Source organism: Streptomyces sp. NPDC093586, assembly GCF_044764905.1.
In the GTDB taxonomy this organism is placed as follows: Bacteria; Actinomycetota; Actinomycetes; order Streptomycetales; family Streptomycetaceae; genus Streptomyces.
Map to the genome: position 1 here is coordinate 33,013 of NZ_JBIWJA010000022.1, position 23,956 is coordinate 56,968.

At 74.6% G+C, this 23,956-nt stretch carries 19 protein-coding genes and 1 pseudogene; 9 read left to right on the forward strand and 11 right to left on the reverse strand.

What is annotated here, in order from left to right; translation table 11 throughout:
• Positions 1–357: 357 nt before the first annotated feature.
• Genes ACIRFH_RS22500 through ACIRFH_RS22510 form a run of 3 tightly spaced genes read right to left on the reverse strand, consistent with a single transcriptional unit; the run spans position 358 to position 4,222 of the window.
• Complete coding sequence (locus tag ACIRFH_RS22500) at positions 358–2,742, reverse strand: xanthine dehydrogenase family protein molybdopterin-binding subunit (protein ID WP_403523546.1); 2,385 nt, start codon at positions 2,740–2,742, stop codon at positions 358–360.
• Between the two features lie 2 nt (positions 2,743–2,744).
• Positions 2,745–3,332, reverse strand: a complete 588-nt coding sequence (locus tag ACIRFH_RS22505; protein ID WP_403523549.1) for a (2Fe-2S)-binding protein — start codon at positions 3,330–3,332, stop codon at positions 2,745–2,747.
• Entirely contained in the window at positions 3,332–4,222 is an 891-nt protein-coding gene (locus tag ACIRFH_RS22510; RefSeq protein WP_403523552.1) for an FAD binding domain-containing protein, read from the reverse strand. Before ACIRFH_RS22510 ends, ACIRFH_RS22505 begins: the two co-directional genes overlap by 1 nt.
• Positions 4,223–4,602: 380 nt before the next feature.
• Between ACIRFH_RS22510 and ACIRFH_RS22515 the strand changes: the two genes are divergently transcribed.
• Positions 4,603–6,276 carry a PucR family transcriptional regulator gene (locus ACIRFH_RS22515; RefSeq protein WP_403523554.1) on the forward strand — a complete coding sequence of 558 codons (1,674 nt, stop codon included), beginning with the start codon at positions 4,603–4,605 and terminating at the stop codon, positions 6,274–6,276.
• Positions 6,277–6,426: 150 nt separating this feature from the next.
• Positions 6,427–7,215 carry a hypothetical protein gene (locus tag ACIRFH_RS22520; RefSeq protein ID WP_403523557.1) on the forward strand — a complete coding sequence of 263 codons (789 nt, stop codon included), beginning with the start codon at positions 6,427–6,429 and terminating at the stop codon, positions 7,213–7,215.
• A 181-nt stretch (positions 7,216–7,396) separates the two neighbouring features.
• Here ACIRFH_RS22520 and ACIRFH_RS22525 read toward each other — a convergent pair whose 3' ends face one another.
• The 4 genes from ACIRFH_RS22525 to ACIRFH_RS22540 form a co-directional block, all read right to left on the reverse strand.
• Positions 7,397–8,032 carry a hypothetical protein gene (locus ACIRFH_RS22525; RefSeq protein ID WP_403523559.1) on the reverse strand — a complete coding sequence of 212 codons (636 nt, stop codon included), beginning with the start codon at positions 8,030–8,032 and terminating at the stop codon, positions 7,397–7,399.
• A 235-nt stretch (positions 8,033–8,267) separates the two neighbouring features.
• Complete coding sequence (locus ACIRFH_RS22530) at positions 8,268–9,104, reverse strand: rod shape-determining protein (protein ID WP_403523562.1); 837 nt, start codon at positions 9,102–9,104, stop codon at positions 8,268–8,270.
• Positions 9,101–9,472: a TraR/DksA family transcriptional regulator gene (locus ACIRFH_RS22535; RefSeq protein WP_403523564.1), complete on the reverse strand. Its 372-nt coding sequence runs from the start codon at positions 9,470–9,472 to the stop codon at positions 9,101–9,103. The genes ACIRFH_RS22530 and ACIRFH_RS22535 overlap by 4 nt, the downstream gene beginning before the upstream one ends.
• Positions 9,473–9,517: 45 nt before the next feature.
• Positions 9,518–9,841 carry a TraR/DksA C4-type zinc finger protein gene (locus tag ACIRFH_RS22540; protein ID WP_403523566.1) on the reverse strand — a complete coding sequence of 108 codons (324 nt, stop codon included), beginning with the start codon at positions 9,839–9,841 and terminating at the stop codon, positions 9,518–9,520.
• Between the two features lie 369 nt (positions 9,842–10,210).
• Between ACIRFH_RS22540 and ACIRFH_RS22545 the strand changes: the two genes are divergently transcribed.
• The 4 genes from ACIRFH_RS22545 to secD all read left to right on the forward strand — a co-directional run bounded on the left by ACIRFH_RS22545 (position 10,211) and on the right by secD (position 15,307).
• Positions 10,211–11,170: a HAMP domain-containing sensor histidine kinase gene (locus ACIRFH_RS22545; RefSeq protein WP_403523569.1), complete on the forward strand. Its 960-nt coding sequence runs from the start codon at positions 10,211–10,213 to the stop codon at positions 11,168–11,170.
• A gap of 2 nt (positions 11,171–11,172) precedes the next feature.
• Entirely contained in the window at positions 11,173–11,907 is a 735-nt protein-coding gene (locus ACIRFH_RS22550) for a response regulator (protein ID WP_403523573.1), read from the forward strand.
• A gap of 573 nt (positions 11,908–12,480) precedes the next feature.
• Positions 12,481–12,849: a hypothetical protein gene (locus ACIRFH_RS22555; protein ID WP_403523576.1), complete on the forward strand. Its 369-nt coding sequence runs from the start codon at positions 12,481–12,483 to the stop codon at positions 12,847–12,849.
• Between the two features lie 76 nt (positions 12,850–12,925).
• Positions 12,926–15,307, forward strand: coding sequence for a protein translocase subunit SecD (gene secD / locus ACIRFH_RS22560; protein ID WP_403523578.1), 2,382 nt, complete (start codon positions 12,926–12,928; stop codon positions 15,305–15,307).
• A 92-nt stretch (positions 15,308–15,399) separates the two neighbouring features.
• Here secD and ACIRFH_RS22565 read toward each other — a convergent pair whose 3' ends face one another.
• Positions 15,400–16,218, reverse strand: a complete 819-nt coding sequence (locus ACIRFH_RS22565; protein WP_403523581.1) for a GntR family transcriptional regulator — start codon at positions 16,216–16,218, stop codon at positions 15,400–15,402.
• Between the two features lie 181 nt (positions 16,219–16,399).
• On the opposite strand from ACIRFH_RS22565, the gene ACIRFH_RS22570 reads away from it, so the two are divergent.
• Together ACIRFH_RS22570 and ACIRFH_RS22575 are read left to right on the forward strand one after the other, a co-directional pair.
• Complete coding sequence (locus ACIRFH_RS22570; RefSeq protein ID WP_403523584.1) at positions 16,400–17,245, forward strand: (2Fe-2S)-binding protein; 846 nt, start codon at positions 16,400–16,402, stop codon at positions 17,243–17,245.
• 304 nt (positions 17,246–17,549) lie between these two features.
• Positions 17,550–18,602 carry a DUF2637 domain-containing protein gene (locus ACIRFH_RS22575; RefSeq protein ID WP_403523586.1) on the forward strand — a complete coding sequence of 351 codons (1,053 nt, stop codon included), beginning with the start codon at positions 17,550–17,552 and terminating at the stop codon, positions 18,600–18,602.
• A gap of 77 nt (positions 18,603–18,679) precedes the next feature.
• Here ACIRFH_RS22575 and ACIRFH_RS22580 read toward each other — a convergent pair whose 3' ends face one another.
• From ACIRFH_RS22580 to ACIRFH_RS22590, 3 genes and pseudogenes are all read right to left on the reverse strand, one after another.
• The gene (locus tag ACIRFH_RS22580) at positions 18,680–19,078 is read right to left on the reverse strand and encodes an ATP-binding protein (RefSeq protein WP_403523588.1); all 399 of its coding nucleotides are present in this window, start codon (positions 19,076–19,078) and stop codon (positions 18,680–18,682) included.
• Between the two features lie 173 nt (positions 19,079–19,251).
• The gene (locus tag ACIRFH_RS22585; RefSeq protein ID WP_403523592.1) at positions 19,252–20,994 is read right to left on the reverse strand and encodes a pyruvate dehydrogenase; all 1,743 of its coding nucleotides are present in this window, start codon (positions 20,992–20,994) and stop codon (positions 19,252–19,254) included.
• Between the two features lie 141 nt (positions 20,995–21,135).
• Positions 21,136–22,680, reverse strand: a pseudogene (locus ACIRFH_RS22590) (protein phosphatase 2C domain-containing protein); the annotation flags it as partial.
• A gap of 285 nt (positions 22,681–22,965) precedes the next feature.
• Between ACIRFH_RS22590 and ACIRFH_RS22595 the strand changes: the two are divergent.
• On the forward strand, positions 22,966–23,949 hold the full coding sequence (locus tag ACIRFH_RS22595) for a helix-turn-helix domain-containing protein (RefSeq protein WP_403523595.1): 984 nt from the start codon (positions 22,966–22,968) through the stop codon (positions 23,947–23,949).
• Positions 23,950–23,956 lie beyond the last annotated feature (7 nt).

Sequence of the window (23,956 nt, forward strand, 5' to 3'; positions counted from 1 at the left end):
GTGCCGACCGCCGGGGCGGCCGCGGGGTTGTGGGACGTGCACGACCCGGGGGACGGCCCGAGACGAACGCATGGGTGGTGGTGCGCCGGGCCCCGCGAGCGGACGGGACCCGGGGTGTGCTCCGGGCGGCGCGGAGGGTGTGACGTTCCGCGCACCGCCCGGAGGGTGCGGGGGTGTCGTTCGGATCTTGCCGGGGTCGCGGGGTCCGGCACGCGCATCTGCGGCGTTGTCGTCGGTCGCCGGGGCTCCGCCCCGACGCCCTCCTCCGCCTTGCAGCCGCACGCACCGGACCCCGCTCGGCCCGGTTCCATGGGCGCCGTTGCCCGGAGCCGGCCTGATCCGAACGACACCCCCCGGTCACGCCGTGCCGGTGAGGTGTTCCGGCCGTACCGGCGTGCGGTCCAGCGCCAGCCCGGTCGCGTTCCGGACGGCCGCGAGGACCGCCGGTGTGGACGACAGGGTGGGTGCCTCGCCGACGCCGCGCAGCCCGTACGGGGCGTGGTCGTCGGCGAGTTCGAGCACGTCGACGGGGATGGTCGGCGTGTCGAGGATCGTGGGGAGCAGGTAGTCCGTGAAGGACGGGTTCCTGACCTTGGCCGTCTTCGGGTCGACGACGATCTCCTCCATCACCGCGATGCCCAGGCCCTGGACGGTGCCGCCCTGGATCTGGCCGATGACGGAGAGCGGGTTGAGCGCCTTGCCGACGTCCTGGGCGCAGGCCAGCTCGACGACCTTGACCAGGCCGAGTTCGGTGTCGACCTCGACGACGGCGCGGTGCGCGGCGAAGGAGTACTGGACGTGGCCGTCGCCCTGGCCGGTGTGCCGGTCGAAGGGCTCGGTCGGCCGGTGCCGCCACTCCTCCTCGACCTCCACGGCCTCGTCCTCCAGCACGTCCACGAGGTCGGCGAGGACCTCGCCGCCGTCGGTGACGACCTTGCCGCCCTCCAGGAGCAGCTCGGCGGTGGCCCAGGCGGGGTGGTACGTACCGAACTTGCGGCGGCCGATCTCCAGGACCTTCTCGCGGACGAGCTCGCAGGCGTTCTTCACGGCGCCGCCGGTGACGTAGGTCTGCCGGGAGGCCGAGGTCGAACCGGCCGAGCCCACCTGTGTGTCGGCGGGATGGATGGTGACCTGTGTGACGCCCAGTTCGGTGCGGGCGATCTGCGCGTGGACGGTGACGCCGCCCTGGCCGACCTCCGCCATCGCCGTGTGCACGTCGGCGACCGGCCGGCCGCCGACGACCTCCATGCGGACCTTGGCGGTGGAGTAGTCGTCGAAGCCCTCGGAGAATCCGACGTTCTTGATGCCGACCGCGTAGCCGACGCCCCGTACGACGCCCTCGCCGTGCGTGGTGTTGGACAGACCGCCGGGCAGCTGGCGTACGTCGGCGCCCTCACTGGACTCCCACTGGCGCTCGGGCGGCATCGGCATCGCCTTGACGCGGCGCAGGAGTTCGGCGACCGGCGCCGGGGAGTCGACCCGCTGGCCGGTGGGCATGACGGCGCCCTGCTCCATGGCGTTGATCCGGCGGAACTCCACCGGGTCCATGCCGAGTTCCGCGGCCACCTTGTCCATCTGCGCCTCGTAGGCGAAGCACGCCTGGACCGCGCCGAAGCCGCGCATGGCGCCGCAGGGCGGGTTGTTGGTGTAGAGGGCGAGGGCCTCGATGTCGACGTCGTCGATCACGTACGGGCCGGCGCCCAGCGAGGAGGCGTTGCCGACGACGGCCGGGGAGGTGGAGGCGTAGGCGCCGCCGTCCAGGACGATCCGGCACTTCATGTGGGTCAGCCTGCCGTCGCGCGTGGCCCCGTGCTCGTAGTGGAGCTTGGCCGGGTGGCGGTGCACGTGTCCGAAGAAGGACTCGAAGCGGTTGTAGACGATCTTGACGGGCTTGCCGGTGCGCAGGGCCAGCAGGCAGGCGTGGATCTGCATCGACAGGTCCTCGCGCCCGCCGAACGCGCCGCCGACGCCGGACAGCGTCATGCGCACCTTGTCCTCGGGCAGGCCGAGCACGGGCGCGATCTGGCGCAGGTCGGCGTGGAGCCACTGGGTGGCGATGTACAGGTCGACGCCGCCGTCCTCGGCCGGCACCGCGAGACCGGACTCGGGACCGAGGAAGGCCTGGTCCTGCATGCCGAAGAAGTAGTCGCCCTTGACGATCACGTCGGCGCGCCGGGCGGCCGCGTCGGCGTCGCCGCGGACGATGGGCTGGCGGTGCAGGATGTTCGGGTGCGGGACGTGAGCGGCGTGGGGGTCGTCGCGGTGCTCGTGGACGAGGACCGCGTCGGGGGCGGTGGCGGAGGCCTCGTCGGTGACGACGGGCAGTTCCCGGTACTCGACCTTGATCTTGGCGGCGGCGCGGCGCGCGGTCTCCGGGTGGTCGGCGGCGACGATCGCGACCGGCTCGCCGTGGTGGCGCACCTTGCCGTGGGCGAGGACCGGGGTGTCCCGGATCTCCAGTCCGTAGTGCCGCACGCCGGTCGGCAGGTCGTCGTAGGTCATGACGGCGTGGACGCCGGCCTGTGCGAGGGCCTCGCTCGTGTCGATGGAGACGATCTCGGCGTGCGCGACCGGGGAGCGCAGGATCTGGCCCCAGAGCATGTCCTCGTGCCACATGTCGGACGAGTACGCGAACTCGCCGGTGACCTTGAGGACGCCGTCCGGGCGGAGCGTCGACTCGCCGATGCCGCCCCTGGTCCGCGAACCCTGGGTGATCTTGGTGGGTGCGCCGTTGGCAGCCATGCTCACGTCCCCTCGGACTGGCGGGCGGCCGCCAGGCGGACCGCGTCCATGATCTTCTCGTAGCCCGTGCAGCGGCACAGGTTGCCCGACAGCGCCTCGCGGATGTCCGCGTCGGTCGGGTTGGGGTTGCGCTCCAGCATCTCGTCGGCGGCGACCAGCAGCCCCGGTGTGCAGAAGCCGCACTGGACGGCGCCGGCGTCGATGAACGCCTGCTGGATCGGGGCGAGTTCGGCGCCCTCGCCGGTGTGCGAGTCGCTGCCCTGGGCCCGCCACCGCTTGGCGTCGTCGAGCGTGGTGCCCCGGCTGCCGCGGGCGTCGGCGGCGCAGCCCCCGGCGCGCTCCTCGGCGAAGTCCGCCAGTCCCTCGACGGTGACGACCTCGCGGCCCTCCGCCTGACCGGCCGCGACCAGGCAGGCGCACACCGGGACGCCGTCCAGGCGGACCGTGCAGGAGCCGCACTCGCCCTGCTCGCAGGCGTTCTTGGAGCCGGGCAGGCCGAGCCGCTCGCGCAGCACGTGGAGCAGGGACTCGCCCTCCCACACGTCGTCGGCTTCCTGCGGACGTCCGTTGACGGTGAAGTTGACGCGCATCACGCAGCTCCCTCGGTGGTACGGCGGGCGCCGCGGTATGCCTCCCAGGCCCAGGTGAGCGTCCGGCGGGCCATGACGCCGACCGCGTGGCGGCGGTAGCCCGCGGTGCCCCGTACGTCGTCGATCGGGTTGCAGGCGGCGGAGCACAGGTCCGCGAACCGCTTGACGACCGACGGCGTGATGGTCTTTCCGTTGTCCCAGAAGCCGCCCTCGTCGAGCGCCGCGTCGAGGAAGTCCTCGGCGGCCGTCGCGCGCACGGGGGTGGGCGCGGCCGAGCCGATGCCGGTGCGGACCGTGCGGGTCTCCGGGTGCAGGGCCAGGCCGAACGCGCACACGGCGATGACCATGGCGTTGCGGGTGCCGACCTTGGAGAACTGCTGCGGGCCGTCGGCCTTCTTGATGTGGACGGCGCGGATCAGCTCGTCGGGCTCCAGCGCGTTGCGCTTCACGCCGGTGTAGAACGCGTCGATGGGGATGCGGCGGACGCCGCGCACCGACTCGGCCTCGACCTCGGCGCCGGCGGCGAGCAGCGCCGGGTGGGCGTCGCCGGCCGGGGAGGCGGTGCCGAGGTTCCCGCCCACGCCGCCGCGGTTGCGGATCTGCGGGGAGGCGACCGTGTGCGAGGCGAGGGCGAGTCCCGGCAGCTCGGTGCCCAGGTTCTCCATGATCTTCGTGTAGGGCACGGAGGCACCGAGCCGGACGGAGTCCTCCCGGACCTCCCACTCGGCCAGGTCACCGACACGGTTCAGGTCCATGAGGTACTCGGGCCGCCGGCGGTCGAAGTTGATCTCGACCATCACGTCGGTGCCACCCGCGAGCGGCACAGCGGTGGGGTGCTCGGCCTTCGCGGCGAGCGCCTCCTCCCAGCTGGCGGGGCGAAGGAAGTCCATGGCCGGCTCTCTTCATCGTCTTGTGGGGCGTACGTCGCGAGAGGTGTACGGAGTGAGCCGATCCGGATGCGACGGGCCCGATCCGTTCATGTGCTGTTCACGTGGAGTGGGCTCAGTACACCGCCCGGTACTCCACCTGGGTCAGTCGCAGAAACCATGAAGGAGTTGGCTGGCCACGGCAGGCATCTTGTAGATTCGTATGAACGGAGGTTCTCAATAACCTCCTCGTATTCCTCTGGAAACGGGCGAAACAGCCGCGTGACCTGGAACACGGCTCGGAAGCGGGCGAGCGGCGCTCGTCGGCCCGCCGACCGGTCCCTTGACCCGGACCCACCACGATCAAGCGAACATGTCGAGACGAAAGAACGGCGGCGACGAGAATGCGGCTGCGCGCACTGCTGGACACCGACGCGCTGGGCCTCAAGCTGCTCGGCGGCGAGGACGAGCTGGACCGCTCCGTCCGGGGCGTGATGACCACCGACCTGCGGGACCCCAGCCGCTACCTCTCGGGCGGGGAGCTGGTCCTCACCGGCCTGGCCTGGCGCCGGGACGCCGCCGACTCCGAACCGTTCGTCCGGATCCTGGTGCAGGCCGGGGTGACGGCCCTCGCCGCCGGTGAGGCCGAGCTGGGGAGCGTGCCGGAGGACCTGGTGGTGGCGTGCGCGCGGCACCGGCTGCCGCTGTTCGCGGTGAACGAGTCGGTGGCGTTCGCGACCATCACCGAGCACGTCGTGCGCCAGGTGTCCGGCGAGCGGGCCGGGGACCTGGCGGCCGTGGTGGACCGGCACCGGCGGATGATGACCTCCGGGCCGGCGGGCGGCGGCCCCGACGTGGTCCTGGACCTGCTCGGCTCCGACCTCGACCTGCGGGCCTGGGTGCTGTCCCCGACGGGGCGGCCGGTCGCCCACCCGAAGGACCCGGGCGCGGTGCTGCCCGCCGAGGTGTGCGCCGGGCTGGCGGCGGAGCACCTGGCCGCGACCCGCGCGGGCCGCCGGGCGCCGCACCGGGTGACGCTGGGCGGGACGGCGTACAGCCTCTTCCCGGTGCGCAGTACCGGGCGTGCTCCGCAGGTCGCGGGGGACGTGCGCGAGAGCGTGCTGTCCGACTGGCTGCTGGCCGTGGAGGCGGACGCCGGGGAGTGGGCCGAGGAGCGGCTCGACCTGCTGCACGGCGTCACCCAGCTGATAGCGGTCGAGCGGGACCGGCGGGACGCGGCGCGCACGGTGCGGCGGCGGCTCGCGCAGGAGGTGCTGGAGCTGGTGCAGACGGGCGCGGCGCCCGCCGAGATCGCGGCCCGGCTGCGGGTCGCGGCGCCGGTGCTGCTGCCGGGTCTCGGCGCGGCTCCGCACTGGCAGGTCGTCGTGGCCCGCGTCGAGTGGGAGGACGGCGCCGTGGAGGCCGGGCCGGTCGCCCAGCGGCTCCTGGAGGAGATCCTCGTCGACCCGCTGGCGGCGGGCCCCGAGCCCTCCGACCGCATCGCCGTGGCGCACACCGGCGAGGAGGCCATCGCGCTGGTGCCGCTGCCGGCGGTCGCCGGCGAGCACGACGGCTCCGAGGCCGGGATCCTCGCCGACGCGCTGCTGGCCTCCGTACGGGACCCGCTGTCGGCCGGGCTGGACGGCGACGGGCGGCTCACGCTCGGCGTCAGCGCGGCCGTGCACTCGGCGGAGGGGCTGCGCGGCGCGCTGGAGGAGGCCCGGCACGCGCGGCGGGTCGCCGCGGCCCGGCCCGGCCGGGTGTGCGCGGCCGGCCACCAGGAACTGGCCTCGCACGTGCTGCTGCTCCCCTTCGTCCCGGACGACGTGCGCCGCGCCTTCACGGCCCGGCTGCTGGACCCGCTGCGGGACTACGACCGCCGCCACCGTGCCGAGCTGATCCCGACCCTGGAGGCCTTCCTCGACTGCGACGGCTCCTGGACGCGCTGTGCGACCCGGCTCCACCTGCACGTCAACACGCTGCGCTACCGCGTCGGGCGGATCGAGCAGTTGACGGGGCGTGACCTGTCGCGCCTGGAGGACAAGCTCGATTTCTTCCTGGCCCTGCGCATGAGCTGAGGCGCGGAGCGCACGGCGTCCCGAACCCGGGACGCCGAAACTCCCCCCACTTTGTGAAATCTTTCACCCGCCCCCTTGGCCGGGCCCCTCGATCCGTGCTGAGATGCCGCCACCACTCGACGGCTCGATGGCGTGCTTGGGGAGGGCGACGTGGCGCATTCCGCCATGGCTGGTTCTGGTTGGGGAACGACCGAGGATGACGATCCGCTCCAGACCGCGGTGTGGCGGCTGCGCTCGCGCGCCTGCTGGGCCGACGCGGCGGCGCTCCTGCAGCCGGTCACCGCGGCCACCGCGCTGCAGCGGGCCGCGTTGCTGGTGGAGCGGTGCCTGTACACCGAGCAGGGCTGGGCGGAGGCGGAGGACGCGCTGCGCACCGCCGAGGCGATGGCCCACACCGACGACGAGCGCGGGGCCGCCGCCTGCGAACGCGGTCAGCTCGCCTACGCCGCCACCGTGCACGGGGTGCGCGACCGGGCCGACGAGGCGCGGGCCGCGCTGGGGCGGGCGGCGGCGCTGATCGCGCCGGGGGCACGGGAGCGGGCGCTGCTGGACTTCCGGCGCGGGCTGGTCGCGGAGAACCTGACCCGCTCGCCGCAGGCCGCCCGCGCGGCGTACCGGCGGGCGCACGCCGGGGCGACGGCGCACGGGGATCCGCTCCTCCAGTCGTCCACCTGGCGACATCTGGCCGGACTCGCCCTCAGGGAGGGCGAGTTGGCGGACGCACGGCACGGATTCGCCGAGTCGCTCCGCATCCGCGAGGAGCTGGGGTACCTCGTCGGAACGGCCCCGGCACTGGTGTCGCTCGCGGACGCCGAGTCGGAGCCGGAGGCCTCACGGCTGCGGGAGGAGGCACAGCGGCTCCTGCGTCTCCTGGGCGGTGTCCCGACCTGGCTGGCCCGCCGGCTGGCCCCACCGGCCGCGGGCGCGGCGACGGCCTGACGGCGGGATCGGTGACGCCTGCCGACGGCGACGGCCGGACCACGGCCGCGGTGGCCGCGATGGCCCGGCCGTGCCGACCGCCGCGCTGCGGAGGTACCGGACCGCGAGGCGGGGGCGGCCCGACCACCGGGACCGGGGCGGCAGGGGCCGGCCCGTCGGGACGGTACGGCCTTCACGCCGGTCAGGGGGATCTGCTCCAGCGGGAGGACGTAGCCGCCCAGGCCGTGTCCCACCCGGCGAGATTGCGCCGGTGCAGGACCAGGCCGGTGAGCGCGTGCGCCGCGAGGCCGGCGAGGGCGACACCGAGGAAGGCGAGGATCGCCCAGCCCATGCTGCGGCTGCGGATCTGACCGGCGTCCAGCGGCGGTTCGGTGACGCCTCCCGCCGCGTCCACCCACACCAGGACGGTGCTGTCCGCCGGCAGCCCGGGCTCGACGTCGGCCTTCCCGGTCCTCGTCCCGCCGTCCGGCGCGGTGAAGCGGACCTCGACCGGGTAGCGGGTCCTGCGCGCCTCGTGCGACCCGGGTTCCGGGTGGCGCGGGGCGTCGTGGACGAGGACCGCGGGGACGCGGTCCCGGGTGCGTTCCTGGTGCGCGGCGGTGTCGCGGTAGTGCCGGTACGCCGCGTCACCGGCCGCGAACATCGCCGCCGGGGCCGCCGCCAGCACGGCGAGCAGCAGTCCGAGGGCGATCCACGCCTGCATCCGGTCGGTACGGCGCCGCAGGGGGTTGCGGCGCCACCGCCACAGCGGGACGTACGGGTGCTGTCGGGGAGCGGGAGCCGGAGGTGGCTGCGCTCGCGGTGGGTCGCCGGCCACGGTGTGCCTCCTTCCAGGGTCCGGGCAGCCGGAGCGGGCCGTGGGTGCCGGTACGGCTCGGGGGTGGTGGGCCGGGTGCGCCCTCGCGGTGCGGGTGCGTGCCGTCGGCCCCGGGCCGGTCGCACTCCGCCCTCCCGGGCCGGTCAGGGGGCGGGCGGGCCGGTGCCGGCCGCGACGGCGGGGGACGGGTGGATCGCCGCCGCGGCCGGCACCGGGGGCAGGGCCGTGGCCGTGGTCAGTGGGGGCACCTGTCCGGTGGCTCCGCGTCCGCGTCGGGGCCCGTGGTCGACGGGTGGGCGTGGGCGGCCTCCAGGAGCCTGGCGGCCCCGCGGACCGCGGCCGTGTGCGGCGCCGGCACCGCCCGCAGGGGTGTGTGCAGCCGGGCGGCGAGGCGGCAGGTGATCTCGGGACGCAGGGCGCCCCCGCCGGCCAGCAGCGGCCCCCTGCCCAGGGCGTCGACGGTCAGGGACGTACGGTCCTGGCGCAGCATCGACGTCACCATGTCGGCCACCGCGTCCGCGATCCGCGTCGCCGGGGTGGCGGCGTCCAGGTCGTCCGTGCCCATCGAGGTGCGGCGCGCGTCGAAGACGGCGCCGTCCACCAGCAGCACCACCTCGGTGAGACGGGCGCCCAGGTCCACCACCAGCAGCGGCAGGGACAGGTCCGCCCCGGCCGCCAGGGCGACGGCCCGCGCGCTGGGGACGGTCAGCACGCTGCGCGGACGCAGCACCTCCACCGCCGTACGGGCCTCGGTGCGGTAGGCGAACCCGTCCAGGACCGGCGCGGTCACCACGACCAGCGGACGGGAGAAGCGGGGCAGGCGGTGGCCGAGCAGCCGGTCGAGCATCCGGGCCGTGCCCTGGGTGTCGACGATGGAGCCGCGCTGTATGGGATACACCGCGCCGGCACCGGGGAAGGTCACCGTCGGCACGTCGAGGATCACGCCCCGCCCGGCGACCCAGGCACGGGTGCGGGCGCTGCCCATGTCGAGGGCGACGCCGCTGCAGTGCCGGCACAGGGGCCACGGCCGGTGCCGGGACAGGGCGGCGCGGGGCCGCCGGACCACGGTCATCGCCCGGCCTCCCGCACCTGCTGGCAGCGGGCGCAGTAGCGGGCCTGCGGCACGATCATCAGGCGCTCGCGGGCGATGGGACGCCGGCACAGGTGGCAGGAGCCGTAGCGGCCCTCGGCCATGCGGTCGAGGGCCGCCTCGACGTCGGCGAGGACCATGCGCGCGGAGGCGGCGAGCTGGACCCGGACCTCGGTCTGCGCGGCGGAGCGCCGCCGGCGCCGGTCGCCGGCGCGGGACGGGACGGTCTCGATCTGCCGCAGCTGCTCCTCGCGGAACAGCCGCTGCTCCAGGAGGCTGTCCCGGAGCACGGCGAGGTCCTCGGGCGACAGGCGTGTGCCGTGGCCGTCGATGATCTGTTGGTTCACCACTTCACCCCTCGGCAGGGCGGGAGACGAAAGCCGGACGGACGGTGCTCAGGCGGCGGCGCGGCGCTGGCAGGCGACGCAGTACCGCGTGTAGGGGAGGATCTCCAGGCGCTCGCCCGGGACGGACTTGCCGCAGCCCAGGCAGGTGCCGTAGGTGCCGTCCTCGACGCGCGCGAAGGCCTCCTCGATCTCTTTGAGCACCCGTTCGATGGCCGTCTTCTGCGCGGACATCAGCTGGTCGTCCTGGCTGCTCTCGTCGAGGGCCCGGAGCTGGGTCATACGGGTGTTGCGCGCGTGCTCGAGGCGCTGGCGGGCCTCGTGGGCGGTCAGCCGCTCGGGGCGGGGTTCGATGCGGGAGGCGTCGAGCGACACGATGAGTCCTTCTCTCGGGAGTACGGCGGGCCGGGGGTACGGCGGATCACCGGGTGTACGGCGGGTCGTGAGGAGTACGGCCAGGCCGAGGACGTCCTGGTCACCCTCAACCCTGGCCGGTCCCGCGGTGGTTTCCCATCGGGCGCAGGCCCCATTTGGCCGGGGGCGGAGCAACCACTCCACGGCGTACGGGACTGCCGTATGGGTGCGGCGCACCCGGGAAATGGGGGTCGGACCCCATCGACCCGGCGGGGTGGGAGGGGGCAGGCTGGGCGCAGGCTCGGTCGTGATCAAGGGCCGCAGCTCCGACGGGGTGCGCGATGACCGAAACCAGAGGCTTGCCGCGTCGCAGAAGGAGGCGTACCCCCGGTGTCCCTGTTCTGGCGGATCTTCGGGCTCAACGCGGTGGTGCTGGGCTTCGCCACGGCACTGCTGCTGTGGGCTCCGGTGACCGTCTCCGTACCCGTCCTGCTGACCGAGGCCGTCGTCCTGGTGGGCGGCATGGCCGTCATGCTGGTCGCCAACGGCGCCCTGCTGCGCTGGGGTCTGTCGCCGCTGGACCGGCTCACGAAGCTGATGACCACGGTCGACCTGCTGCGCCCCGGCCAGCGGCTCCCGGTGTCCGGCGGCGGTGAGGTCGCAGAGCTGATCCGCACCTTCAACGCCATGCTCGACCGCCTGGAGCACGAGCGCGCCACCAGCAGCGCCCGCGTCCTGCTCGCCCAGGAGGCGGAGCGGCGCCGTATCGCGCAGGAGCTGCACGACGAGGTCGGGCAGAGCATGACCGCGATCCTGCTGGTGCTGGGGCGCGCGGCGGACGACGCCGACGAGCCGCTGCGCGGCGAGCTGCACCAGGCCCAGGAGATCACCCGGGAGAGCCTGGACGAGGTCCGCCGCCTGGTGCGCCGGCTGCGGCCCGGGGTCCTGGACGACCTCGGCCTGATCAGCGCGCTGACCTCGCTCACGCACGACTTCGCCACCCACACCGGTCTGCGGGTCGTCCGCCGCTTCGACTCCGATCTGCCCGCCCTGGACCACGAGACGGAGCTGGTCCTCTACCGCGTCGCGCAGGAGAGCCTGACCAACGCCGCCCGCCACGCGGACGCCGAACGCCTGGAGGTGAGCCTCGGCCGGGCCGAGGGCGCGGTGGTGCTCACGATCACCGACGACGGCCGCGGCATCGAGGCGGCGTGCGAGGGCGCGGGGATCCGCGGCATGCGCGAACGGGCCCTGCTGATCGGGGCCGCCCTCGACATCACCTCGGCGCCCGGGGCCGGCACCCGGATCCGGCTCACCGCACCCGTCCCCGCACCCAGGAAGCAGCACTGATCATGTCCGACCCGTCCCTGCCCGACCCGTCCGTGCCCGAGGCGACCGCGTCCGCGCCGACCGCGTCCGGGCCGCCCGCGCGCGACCCGTCCCGGATCCGCATCCTGCTCGCCGACGACCACGCGCTGGTGCGCCGCGGTGTGCGGCTCATCCTCGACCGGGAACCGGACCTCGAAGTGGTCGCCGAGGCCGGGGACGGCGCCGAGGCCATCGACATGGCCCGCACCCGTGCCGTGGACCTCGCCGTGCTGGACATCGCGATGCCCCGGCTGACCGGTCTCCAGGCGGCCCGGGAACTGTCCGCGCTGAAGCCGGGCCTGCGGATCCTGATGCTGACGATGCACGACAACGAGCAGTACCTGTTCCAGGCGCTGAAGTCGGGGGCCTGCGGATACGTCCTGAAGTCCGTCGCCGACCGTGACCTGGTCGCCGCCTGCCGGGCCGCGATGCGCGACGAGCCGTTCCTCTACCCGGGCGCGGTCACCGCCCTGATCCGCAACTACCTCGACCGGGTCCGGCACGGCGAGGAGCCCGCCGGTCACCTCCTCACCCCCCGCGAGGAGGAGGTCCTCAAGCTCGTCGCCGAGGGCCACTCGTCGAAGGAGATCGCCGAGCTCCTCTTCATCAGCATCAAGACCGTGCAGCGGCACCGGGCGAACCTGCTGCAGAAGCTCGGCCTGCGCGACCGGCTGGAGCTGACCCGGTACGCCATCCGCGCCGGCCTCATCGAACCCTGACCCCCTCCCCCGAACCGCCCGGGGTCCCGGCCGCCACTCCCCGGCCGGGGCCCCGGGCCCGCCCCTCCCCGCCCGCGCACCCACCACGAAAGGGGACGGCGCATGCGTCCCGCGCCCTGGTCCCGTCACCCGGACGACTCCGGGGCCGCCGGGTCCGGCGTGCGCTCCTCCGGGCTGCTCGGGCGGGCAGCCGGCCCCCCGTGTCCGCCCCCGCCCGCGGTGTCCGCCCCGCGCTCCACCCCGTCCACGGGATCCGCCCCGCGCTCCCTTCGGCCGTCCGGGCGGCCGGTCGGCGGCGCACCGTGTGCCGCCCCGCCCGCGAAGTCCGACGCACGCTCCCCCGGTCCGTCCGAGCACGCAACCCGCACACCGCATTCCACCCCGCCCACGGGAACCGACGTGCACTCCCCCGAGCCGCCGGGACAGGCAGCCGGCACACCGGGCCCGCCCCCACCCACGAGGTCCGCCCCGCGCTCTCCCCGGCCGTCCGAGCGGCCGGTCGGCGGCGCACCGTGTGCCGCCCCGCGGCCGGCCCGCCGGGCGGGCGCCCCCCGCGGCGGGCAACGCCTCGCGGTGACGGTCACCGCGCTGCTGGCCGTCCTGCTGACCCTGGTCCCGGCCTGGCCCGCACCGGGCGCACGCGTCGCGCCCGGCGGACCGCTCCCGGCCCACTCGGTCACGGCCGTCCCCCGCCCGGACACCGGGTTCCACTCCGACGACGACTGTCCGGGCACCTGCGCCGCCCAGGCCAGGCCCCGCCACGACCACCTCGGCGAACGCCCCTCGGCACCGGACCACCTCGCCGTCACCGCACGCGGGGCCGGCGCCGTCCCGGCCGCCCCCGGCCGGCGGGCCCCGGCACCACCCGGCTCCCCGCCCGTCTCCCCCGGCCGCGCGAGCCACGACCGCGGGCGGGCACCCCCCGCGCCTTCCGGCACCTGACGATCCGTCCTCATCCCTTCCTTACTTCCGTCGCGGCCGCGCAGCCGCCGCCGCGGCGTGCCCGCCGGAGGCCCGTGTGAAACGTTCCCGTCCCCACCCCCGTTCCCGTCCCCGCTCCCGTTCGCAGTCCCGGGCGCTCCGCGTCCGCGCGCTGGTCGCCCTCGCCGTGATCGCCGTGTCGGTGGCCATCGCCGTGACCATGCCGGTCCGCCTCGGACTCGATCTGCGCGGCGGCACCCAGATCGTGCTGGAGACCAGGTCCACGTCCACCGCCAAGGCCGGTCCCGAGGCCACCGACCGCACCGTGGAGGTGCTGCGCGGCCGGATCGACGCGCTCGGCGTCGCCGAGCCGACCATCGTCCGCTCCGGCGACCACCGCATCGTCGTCGAGCTGCCGGGCGTACAGGACCCGAAGAAGGCGGCCGACGTGCTGGGCCGCACCGCGCAGCTCACCGTCCACGCGGTGCTCGGCGCCGCCGAGACGCCGGCCGGTCCCGCCGAGCGGCCGGCCGACGCGGCGAAGGAGCGCGTCCTGCCGGACGAGGCCGGCCAGCCGCTGCGACTGGCGGCGGCCGTCCTGACCGGCCAGGACGTCAAGGGCGCCGACGCCCGGTTCGACCAGCAGAACGGCGCCGGCTGGCACGTCACCGTCGACTTCAAGGACAAGGGCAGCGACCGCTGGGCCGAGGTGACCGGCAAGGCCGCCTGCCACCCGGCCGGCGACCCGAAGCGCCGGGTCGCCATCGTGCTCGACAACAAGATCATCTCCGCTCCGCAGGTCGACCCCTCGGTGGCCTGCGGTGCGGGCATCTCCGGCGGCTCCACGCAGATCACCGGCTCCTTCGACGACGCCGAGGCCCGCGAGCTGGCCCTGCTGATCAAGGGCGGTGCCCTGCCCGTGCCGGTGGAGACCGTCGAGCAGCGCACCATCGGCGCCACCCTCGGCGACGAGGCCATCTCGGCCGGCGCCTGGGCCGCCGTCATCGGCACCGCCCTGACCGCCCTGTTCATCATCGTCGTCTACCGGCTCATGGGCGCCCTCTCCACGGTCGCCCTGCTCTGCTACGGCCTCATCTCCTACGCGGCCCTGGCCGCGATCGGCGCGACGCTGACCCTGCCGGGCCTGGCCGGTTTCGTCCTGGCGATCGGCATGGCGGTGGACGCCAACGTCCTGGTGTTCGAACGGGCGCGGGAGGAACAGGCCCTGCGCACCCGGCCCAGCACGCGTGCGGCGCTGACGACCGGTTTCCGCAGCGCCTTCAGCGCGATCGCCGACTCCAACATCACCACGCTGATCGCCGCCGCCCTGCTGTTCTTCCTGGCCTCCGGTCCGGTGAAGGGCTTCGGCGTCACCCTCGGCATCGGCGTCCTCGCCTCCATGGTCAGCGCCCTGGTGATCACCCGGGTGCTCGCCGAGTTCGCCGCGGGCCGCCCGTCGGTCCACCGCCGCCCGCACCTCACCGGCATCTCCACCACCGGCCCGGTCCGCGACGCCCTGCTGCGCCGCGACCCCTTCCTGATGCGCCGGCCGCGCCGCTGGCTGGCCGCCTCCGGCATCGTCCTGGTGCTGGCCGGCTCGGGCATCGTCGCCCGCGGCCTCGACTTCGGCATCGAGTTCACCGGCGGCCGGCTCATCGAGTACTCCACCGCGACCGGGGTCGACCCCGACCGGGCCCGCACCGCGCTCGCCGACGCGGGCTTCCCGCGCGCCGTCGTGCAGTCCTCCGGCGACAACGGCCTCACGGTGCGCACCGAGCAGCTGAGCGACGCGGAGGCGACCACCGTCACCGAGACCGTCGCCGGACTCGGCGGCAAGACGGACAAGGTCCGCGACGAGCTGATCGGGCCGAGCCTCGGCGAGGAACTGCGCCGGAACGCCCTCATCGCCCTCGGTCTGGCCCTCGGCGCCCAGCTGCTGTACCTCGCCGTCCGCTTCCGCCCGCTGTTCGGCGCCGCCGCGGTCGGCGCGCTCGCGCACGACGTGGTCATCCTGGTCGGCGTGTTCGCCTGGCTCGGCAAGCCCATCGACGGAGTGTTCCTGGCGGCGCTGCTGACCGTGATCGGCTACTCGGTCAACGACTCGGTGGTCCTGTTCGACCGCATCCGGGAGCTGCTCGGGAAGGACCGCAGGACGCCGTTCGCCCGGCTCACCAACCGGGCGATCCTGCAGACGCTGCCGCGCACGGTCAACACCGGCATGGGCGCGGTGCTGATCCTCGCCTCGCTGGCGGTGCTCGCCCAGGACTCGCTCACCGACTTCGCCGTCGCCCTGCTGATCGGTGTGGTGGTCGGCACGTACTCGTCGGTGTTCACCGCCGCCCCGCTCGCCGTCGAGCTGCACGGCCGCGGCTCCGGGTCGCGCTCCTCGCGCCGTGCGGGCGGGACCGGCGGGGAGCCGGCGGTGCGGCAGCGCGTGCGGGAACGCGAGCCCCGGGAGGTGTCGCAGGAGGTTCCGTAGCGGCCCGCGTGAACGGGGCCCGCGCGAAGGCGCGCGAGCGGAGCCCGGCCGCGTGAGCGGGCCGGGCGGAGGCCGCGCGGTCGGGCCCCGGCTCAGGAGGTGGGGGCGAAGTGCTCCGTCACCAGGGTCCGCACCACGTCCTGGTCGCCGGCGATCAGCGCGTCCAGCAGTGCCGTGTGCTGGTGCGCGTCGGCGATCAGGTCGGCCCGTCCCCGCGTCGCGGGGACACCGGCCGGCGGCCACTGCGCGCGGCGGTGCAGGTCGCCGGCGACGCGGACGAGCTGGTCGTTGCCGGCGAGCGCGAGCAGCTCGCGGTGGAAGGCGCGGTCGGACTCGGCGTAGGTCGCCGGGCAGCCCGAGGACGCGGCCCGGACGGTGGCCTCGGCGGCGGGACGCAGCCGGGCCCAGCGCTCGGGGGTCACCGTGCGGGCCAGCCGCAGCAGCACCGGGACCTCGATCAGGGCCCGGACCTCGGCGAGCTCGGCCAGTTCCCGGGCGCCCCGCTCGACGACGCGGAACCCGCGGTTGGGGACGACCTCGACGGCGCCCTCCAGGGCGAGCTGCTGCATCGCCTCGCGCACGGGGGTGGCGGAGACGCCGAACCGTTCGCCGAGCACGGGAGCCGAGTAGACCTCGCCGGGACGCAGCTCTCCGGCGACCAGTGCGGTGCGCAGGGCGTCGAGGACCTGACCGCGCACCGAGGAACGCCGTACGAGGGCGCGGGGACCGTCGAAGGGCCGTTCGCCGTGCGTGTGCTCACCGCGCGCGGTCCCGGACGGGTCCGGGACGTCGTCCCGGCTCCGGACGCGGTCGCGGTCCGCGGCACCGGGCTGGGCCGGTACCCGGACCTGTCCGACGACGCCCGGGCGCGGACCGTCCGTCCCGGCGGAGCCCTGCGTGTCCTGCTTCACGGGGTTCCTCCTCCAGGACGTATCACTCTGTGCGGTCGTACGGGGTCATTACGGCGGGTCGCCGTTCGGTCCGTCAAGCACCATAAGCGCACGACCCGCCGGTTCCCACATCAGCGATCTTCGGTAAGGTAAGGCTTACCTACAAGCAATCCGTCGCCCTGACATGGATCGGTGGTCCCGCATGCCTGTCTCCCACCCGGCCGTCGCGGACTCCTACGCGCGCCTGTCCGAGGTCCTGCCGGGGCTGGGGATCACGGTGCCGGAGGCCGGGGAGGCGCTGCCCGGCGGGGGCGGCTGGGTCGCCGCGTCCGCGCTCGCGGCGGGCGGGGCGGAGCTGGAGGCCTTCCTCGCCTGGGACGACGCCCAGGTGGTGCGGGACTACGGGCAGCGGGCCCGGCCCGACGTGATCGCGAGCTTCGGCCTGCACCGGTACGCGTGGCCGGCCTGCCTGTTGATCACGGTGCCGTGGTTCCTGCACCGCAGGGTGCCCCGCTACCCGGCCGCGCACGTCGCCTACGACCGCACCGCCGCCGGACTGCCGCTGGGCCGCATGGCCGCGCGGCCCGTCGGCTTCGCCTGCCTGCCCGGTGATCCGGCCGCCGCGCTGCCCGGCGCACGGGTGGTCGCCGACGAGGAGGCGCTGCGGGCCGAGGTGCGGGCCGCGGTCGCCGAGCACCTGGAACCGGTGCTGGCCGGCTTCGGGCCGCGCATGCGCCGACGCGGCCGGGCCCTGTGGGGCATGGCGACCGACGAGGTCGTCGAGGGCCTGTGGTACGTCGCCCATCTGTTCGGCGAGCAGGAGCGGGCACGGCGGGAACTGGAGCTGCTGCTGCCGGGGGCGACCAAGCCGTACGTCGGCAAGGCCGCGTTCCGGGAGCTGACCGGACCGGACGGCGAACCGCTGCACACCCGGGACCGGGCGAGCTGCTGCATGTTCTACACGCTGCGCCCCGAGGACACGTGCGCCACCTGCCCGCGCACCTGCGACGCGGACCGCGTCGACAAGCTGCTCGCCGCCGCCGGTTGAGCCGCCCGCGGGTGCGGCCGTCCGGCGTCTCCCGTTAAGATCGTCCGGGTCTGCGCCACGTGACGCCCGCGCGCCGTTTCACATCTTCCCCACGCTTCGCGGGAAGTTTCCACGGAACCACCCGCACGGGTATTCTTATTCGAACTCAACTCCCGTCCCTCATGCGGCAGTTCGAGCAGATCGCCGTCCCCGGGTGTCCCCTCTCACTCCCTCGGCGGCCTCTTGTCCCGAAACCCCCTGAGGGCTGCCGGGTTTGGGCCACCATGGCGGGCGTTACGCCCTATCCCAAGGCAAGGGACCCCAGATGAGATTGACCGACATATCGCTGAACTGGCTGCTTCCGGGCGCCGTACTGCTCCTGGGCATGCTGGCGGCGGTGGCGGTGCTCGCGCGCGGCAAGCGCTCCTCGGGGAAGGACGCGGGCGCGGACGACTCGTGGGAGCGTGCCGAGGAGCGCCGGCGGCGCAAGGAGGCTCTCTACGGCACCTTCTCCTACGTGCTGCTGTTCTGCTGCGCCGCGGTCGCCGCGGCCCTCTCCTTCCACGGACTGGTCGGCTTCGGCGAGCAGAACCTCGGTCTGAGCGGCGGCTGGCAGTACCTGGTCCCGTTCGGGCTCGACGGGGCGGCGATGTTCTGCTCCGTGCTCGCGGTGCGCGAGGCCAGCCACGGCGACGCGGCGCTCGGATCCCGGATACTCGTGTGGGCCTTCGCGTTCGCGGCCGCCTGGTTCAACTGGGTGCACGCGCCGCGGGGCATCGGCCACGCGGGCGCCCCGCACTTCTTCGCGGGCATGTCCCTGTCGGCTGCGGTGCTGTTCGACCGGGCCCTGAAGCAGACCCGCCGGGCCGCGCTGCGCGAGCAGGGCCTGGTACCGCGACCGCTGCCGCAGATCCGCATGGTCCGCTGGCTGCGGGCCCCCCGGGAGACCTACCGCGCCTGGTCGCTGATGCTCCTGGAGGGTGTGCGCAGCCTCGACGAGGCGGTCGAGGAGGTGCGCGACGACAGGCGCCAGAAGGAGGAGGCCCGCCAGCGCCGTCGCGAGCAGGAGCGCCTGGAGCGGGCCCAGCTGAAGGCGATCAGCCGGGGCCACGGACACCGGGGCCTCCCCGGCCGCGGCAACCGGCAGGTCGAGGTGGAGGTGGAGCAGGTGGAGCGCGGTTCGGACCGGGCCGCCGCGGAGCCTGCCATATCCGCACCGGAGCAGCTGCCCGTACGCCGGCTCCCCTCCCTGCAGCCCGTGCGTGGCGGAGCTGACCAGGTCACCGTCGACCTCACCGCGGAGGACGACACCCAGGCCCTGCCGCGCCTGGACTCCCTGGAGCGCAAGCTCAAGGACCTGGAGCAGCAGTTCGGCTAGGACGGCACGGCAGAACGGCCGGCCCGGACCACCGCACCGCCGAAGGGGCGTGACCGCGTGTCACGCCCCTTCGGCGGTCACGCGGCCCCGGCACCCAGCTCGAACCAGACCGACTTGCCCCCGTCGTGCGACCGCACGCCCCAGGCGTCCGCCAGGGACTGCACCAGGAGCAGACCCCGGCCGTTGGTGCTCTCGTCCGGTTCCGGGGCGCGCTGCCGGGGCAGCCGGGCGATCCGGTCCCGCACCTCCACCCGCAGCCCGCGCTCCGAGATCGTGGCGGTCAGCACCGCGTCGTCGTCGGTGTGGACGAGCGCGTTGGTGACGAGCTCGCTGGTGAGCAGCTCCGCGATCTCCGACCGTTCCGGTCCGCCCCAGTGCCGCAGCAGCTCGCGCAGCGCCCGGCGGGCCTCGGGCACCGCCCGCAGATCCGCCCGGCCCAGTCTGCGCCTGAGTTGTGGCACCGCCTGCCTCTCCATGTCCCCCGTCCGCGTGCCGATGTCGGTTCCCTTCTACGTCTCGAACACGTTCACGGGGGAATCCTTGCCCGACAGGACCCCGGACAGTCATGCCGAATGGCCGACCCGTGCCCGTTCGGCCACCAGGGCGGTCGAACCGGCCGGATTCCGCCGTGCCCCGGGCGTCACCGCGCCTACGGTCGTGGCACGTTGCGCAGGTTCGAGCGGGCCATCTGCAGCATCCGGCCCACGCCGCCGTCCAGGACGATCTTCGAGGCGGACAGGGCGAAGCCGGTGACCATGTCGGCGCTGATCTTCGGCGGGATGGACAGGGCGTTGGGGTCGGTGACGACGTCGACCAGCGCCGGCCCCTTGTGCTTGAAGGCCGCCTTCAGCGCCCCGGCCAGCTCCTTCGGCTTCTCCACCCGCACCCCGAAGGCACCACAGGCCTCGGCGACGGCGGCGAAGTCGGGGTTGCGGTTGGCCACGCCGTGCGAGGGCAGGCCCGCCACCAGCATCTCCAGCTCGACCATGCCGAGGGAGGAGTTGTCGAACAGGACGACCTTCACCGGCAGGTCCTGCTGGACGAGGGTGAGGAAGTCACCCATCAGCATGGTGAACCCGCCGTCCCCGGACATCGAGACGACCTGCCGGCGCCGGTCGGTGAACTGGGCGCCGATCGCCATCGGCAGCGCGTTGGCCATCGAGCCGTGCGAGAAGGAGCCGATGATGCGGCGGCGGCCGTTGGGTGTGATGTAACGGGCCGCCCAGACGTTGCACATACCGGTGTCGACGGTGAACACCGCGTCGTCGTCGGCGACTTCGTCGAGCACGGCGGCGACGTACTCGGGATGGATCGGCACGTGCTTGTCGACCTTGCGGGTGTACGCCTTGACGACGCCCTCCAGCGCGTCCGCGTGCTTCTTCAGCATCCGGTCGAGGAAGCGGCGGTTCTTCTTCTCCTTCACCCGGGGGATCAGACAGCGCAGGGTCTCCCTGGCGTCGCCCCACACCGCGAGGTCCAGCTTGGACCGCCGCCCGAGGTGCTCGGGCCGGACGTCGATCTGGGCGATCCGCACGTCGTCGGGCAGGAAGGCGTTGTACGGAAAGTCCGTGCCGATCAGGATCAGCAGGTCGCACTCGTGGGTGGCCTCGTAGGCGGCGCCGTAGCCGAGCAGTCCGCTCATGCCGACGTCGTACGGGTTGTCGTACTGGATCCACTCCTTGCCGCGCAGCGCGTGCCCCACCGGGGACTTGATCTTCCCGGCGAACTCCATGACCTCGGCGTGCGCGCCCGCCGTGCCGCTGCCGCAGAACAGGGTGACCTTGTCGGCGTCGTCGATCAGCCGCACCAGCCGGTCGATCTCCTCGTCGCCGGGGCGGACGGTCGGCCGGGAGGTGACCAGGGCGGTCTCGACGGCCTTCTCCGGGGCGGGCTGCCCGGCGATGTCACCGGGCAGGGCGACCACGCTGACGCCGGAACGGCCGATCGCGTGCTGGATGGCGGTGTCGAGCAGCCGCGGCATCTGCTGGGGGCTGGAGATCAGCTCGCAGTAGTGACTGCACTCGCGGAACAGTTGTTCGGGGTGGGTCTCCTGGAAGTAGCCGAGGCCGATCTCGCTGGAGGGGATCTGCGAGGCGAGCGCGAGGACCGGGGCCATGGAGCGGTGGGCGTCGTACAGCCCGTTGATGAGGTGGAGGTTGCCGGGGCCGCAGGAGCCGGCGCAGGCGGTCAGCTTCCCGGTGATCTGGGCCTCCGCGCCGGCGGCGAAGGCGGCGGTCTCCTCGTGCCGCACGTGCACCCAGTCGATGCCGGAGTGGCGGCGCACCGCGTCCACGATCGGGTTGAGGCTGTCGCCCACCACTCCGTAGAGGCGTTTGACTCCGGCACGGGTGAGGATGTCGACGAACTGTTCCGCGACGTTCTGTTTGGCCATGGCTCCATGGAGGCACAGGGCACGGCGTCACGCCTCCCAAACGGCGGCGGCCGTACGGTCGTCGGCGTAGCCCTTGACCCGGACGCCGCTGTCGGCGAGGAAGGCGGCGAGGCCGGGCGGCTCGGTGTCGGCCCATCGCCGCGCGAGGAGTTCGCCCAGCTCGGGCTCGCCGAGCAGCGGCTCGGCCAGGCCCGCGCTGCACATCAGCAGCACGTCACCCGGGCGGGCTACCGAGGCGCGGAAGCGGAACGGCGTGGGGGGCGGTCCGCCGGGCCCTTCGGCGTGCGGGCCGGCCGGTGTGGTGATGCCCAGGTCCATGGTGAGCCGGTCGCCCCCGGATGTCCCGCCCGGTGTGGAGCCGAAGCCGGCGACGGGCTCACCGGTGACATCGCCGGGGCGCGGTTCGATGTCCTGCCAGGCACCGTCCCGCAGCCGGAACAGTCCGCCCGCGCCGACGCCGAAGAACACGCGGGTGCGGCACTCGGGGGCGGCGGGCAGCAGCAGGCAGCGCAGGGTGGCCGCGTACTCGTGCGGGGCGAGGCCCTGCTCGGCGGCCTCGGCCCGGAGCCGGCCGAGACTGCGGTCGGTGAGACGGTGCAGGCCGGACTTCAGGTCGCCGCGCCGGGCGGCGCGCAGGTCCTCGGCGAGCCGGGCGTGGCTGCGGCCCACGGCCCTGCCGATCCACCGGCAGAGCTGGGCGGCGGCGCGGTGCGTCCCGGCCGTCCCGCGGGCGCCGGTCGCCATCGCCACCAGGACCAGCGCCTGCTCCCCCGCGCCGAACCGGGCGACGAGCAGGGCGTCGCGGCGCGGGTCGCCCCGGTAGCGCGCGGAGTCGCCCCGCACCGAGACGGCCCGCAGGGTGCAGGCCCCGTACCGGGCCCCCTCCAGCACGGTGTCCGCCACCAGGTCGTCCAGCGCGTCGGGGTCGGCGGGCGGCAGGGCGGTGGGCTCGGGGTCGTAGGTGGGCGGACCCGAGCCGACGTGGTCACGGGCGGGGGCGCCGGCGGCGGGCCGGGGGCCGTCGGTCCGCGGCGGCCCGTCGTCGCGGGGCTGCGGCGGCGGGGGCGGCGGCGGAGGCGCGGGGAGGAACGACGGCGGGGGCGGCGGCAGGGCGGAGGCGGCGCCGGCCGGAGGGGGCGGTGGCGCGGAGGGCCGTGGCGCGGAAGGCGGTGACGCGGACGGTGGCGGAGCGGGGGGTATCGATCGTCCGGGCGGTTCCGTACGGGCCCGCCGCCCGGTCCCTCCGGTCCGCCCGATTCCTCCGGTCCGCCGGATCCCGCCGGGCGGGAAGGTCACCGGGCCGGTGGGCGCACCGGACGGCGGCTCCCAGGGGGCACGCGGCGACGACGCCTCGGGCGGGTCCTTCGGTACGGGATCCGGCTCACGGTCGGGCGGGTCCTGCGGCGTCCCCCCGACGGCGTCGCCGGTGCGAGGGCCGGGGACGCCCCGCTGCTCGCGGGTGCCGCGCTGTTCCGGGAAGGCCGGCGGCCCCGGCGCCTCCCGCCGGGGAGGCCGCTCGTCGGGCGGGGCGCCGTCCGGGCGGGCCACCGCCCCCGCCGCCGAGGCGAACCGGTCGTCCAGGGAATCGGGCGCGGCCGTCGGGCCGGTGTCGCCGGTGGAGTCGTCGTACAGCTGCCCCCACCAGTCGTCCTCGGGACCGGTGGGCCTTCCCCCCTGCTGACTCATGTCCCTGATTGTCCACCGCACGGGCCGGATGAAAACGGGGCATCCGGAAAATCCGCCGGCCCGTCGCGCGACGGACGGCGTGTCGGGTGACGTGGTCGAACGGTGGTGCGAGTGGGGTGGCCGGGCGGTCCCACCCCCCACGGGAGGACCGCCCGGCGACGCCACCTTGGCAGAGTGACCGACGGTACGGCGATGATGTTCCGAGGCGGGTTTGTGCCGTGGCTGTTTTCCGCCACGACACGGACGTCGCGGAATCCGGTGGTCTTCGGGGAGGGGCGGCACCTGATGCTGGGAGTGCTGGGGCTGGAGAACACGCACGAGTCGGCCTACCGGGCGCTGGTGTCCGTGGGGGCGGCCGACGTCCCGGATCTGGCGCGGAGGCTGGCGCTCGGCGAGCAGGAGACGGAGCGTGCGCTGCGACGGCTGGAACAGAACGGTCTGGCGGCCCAGTCCTCGGCCCGGCCCGGCCGCTGGGTCGCCGCACCGCCGGGCGTGGCGCTGGGCGCGCTGCTCACCCAGCAGCGGCACGAGCTGGAGAAGGCGGAGCTGGCGGCGGCGCTGCTGGCCGAGGAGTACCGGGCGGCGGCGGGCGAACCGGCGGTGCACGACCTGGTGGAGGTGGTGACCGGCGCGGCGGCGGTGGCGCGCCGTTTCCTGCAGCTCCAGCTGGGCGCGAGCGAGGAGGTGTGCGCGCTGGTCACCGGCAGGCCGGTCGCCGTCACCGGCATGGAGAACGACGCGGAGGAGCAGGCCACCGAACGCGGGGTCCGCTACCGGGTGGTGGTCGAACGGTCGGTCCTGGACCTGCCGACGGGCATCATCGAGCTGACCGCGGCGCTGGGCCGTGACGAGCAGGTGCGGGTGGTGGACCGGGTGCCGACCAAGCTGGTGATCGCCGACCGGACGCTGGCCCTGGTGCCGCTCACCACGCGCTCCTCGGAACCGGCCGCTCTGGTCGTGCACGCCAGCGGGCTGCTGGAGCTGCTGTCGGGCCTGTTCGAGTCGGTGTGGCGGGGGGCGCTGCCGCTGCGGCTCGGCGCCTCGGGTGTGACGGAGCAGGGCCCGGACGGGCCCGACGGCACCGACCTGGAGATCCTCTCCCTGCTGCTGGCCGGCCTGACCGACGCGAGCGTCGCCAAGCAGCTCGACCTGGGCCTGCGGACGGTGCAGCGCCGGGTCAAGCGGCTGATGGAACTGGCCGGGGTGACGACCCGGCTGCAGCTGGGCTGGCACGCGTACGAGCGGGGCTGGGTGTCGAGGTCCCGCTGACCGGCGC

Excerpts from the sequence above, each read along its gene's own strand:
- ACIRFH_RS22530 (WP_403523562.1), bottom strand. The coding sequence starts at position 9,104 with ATGACCGTGGTCCGGCGGCCCCGCGCCGCCCTGTCCCGGCACCGGCCG.
- ACIRFH_RS22550 (WP_403523573.1), top strand. The coding sequence starts at position 11,173 with ATGTCCGACCCGTCCCTGCCCGACCCGTCCGTGCCCGAGGCGACCGCG.
- ACIRFH_RS22510 (WP_403523552.1), bottom strand. The coding sequence starts at position 4,222 with ATGGACTTCCTTCGCCCCGCCAGCTGGGAGGAGGCGCTCGCCGCGAAG.
- ACIRFH_RS22515 (WP_403523554.1), top strand. The coding sequence starts at position 4,603 with ATGCGGCTGCGCGCACTGCTGGACACCGACGCGCTGGGCCTCAAGCTG.
- ACIRFH_RS22570 (WP_403523584.1), top strand. The coding sequence starts at position 16,400 with ATGCCTGTCTCCCACCCGGCCGTCGCGGACTCCTACGCGCGCCTGTCC.
- ACIRFH_RS22505 (WP_403523549.1), bottom strand. The coding sequence starts at position 3,332 with ATGCGCGTCAACTTCACCGTCAACGGACGTCCGCAGGAAGCCGACGAC.
- ACIRFH_RS22585 (WP_403523592.1), bottom strand. The coding sequence starts at position 20,994 with ATGGCCAAACAGAACGTCGCGGAACAGTTCGTCGACATCCTCACCCGT.
- ACIRFH_RS22500 (WP_403523546.1), bottom strand. The coding sequence starts at position 2,742 with ATGGCTGCCAACGGCGCACCCACCAAGATCACCCAGGGTTCGCGGACC.
- ACIRFH_RS22580 (WP_403523588.1), bottom strand. The coding sequence starts at position 19,078 with ATGGAGAGGCAGGCGGTGCCACAACTCAGGCGCAGACTGGGCCGGGCG.
- ACIRFH_RS22575 (WP_403523586.1), top strand. The coding sequence starts at position 17,550 with ATGAGATTGACCGACATATCGCTGAACTGGCTGCTTCCGGGCGCCGTA.
- ACIRFH_RS22595 (WP_403523595.1), top strand. The coding sequence starts at position 22,966 with ATGCTGGGAGTGCTGGGGCTGGAGAACACGCACGAGTCGGCCTACCGG.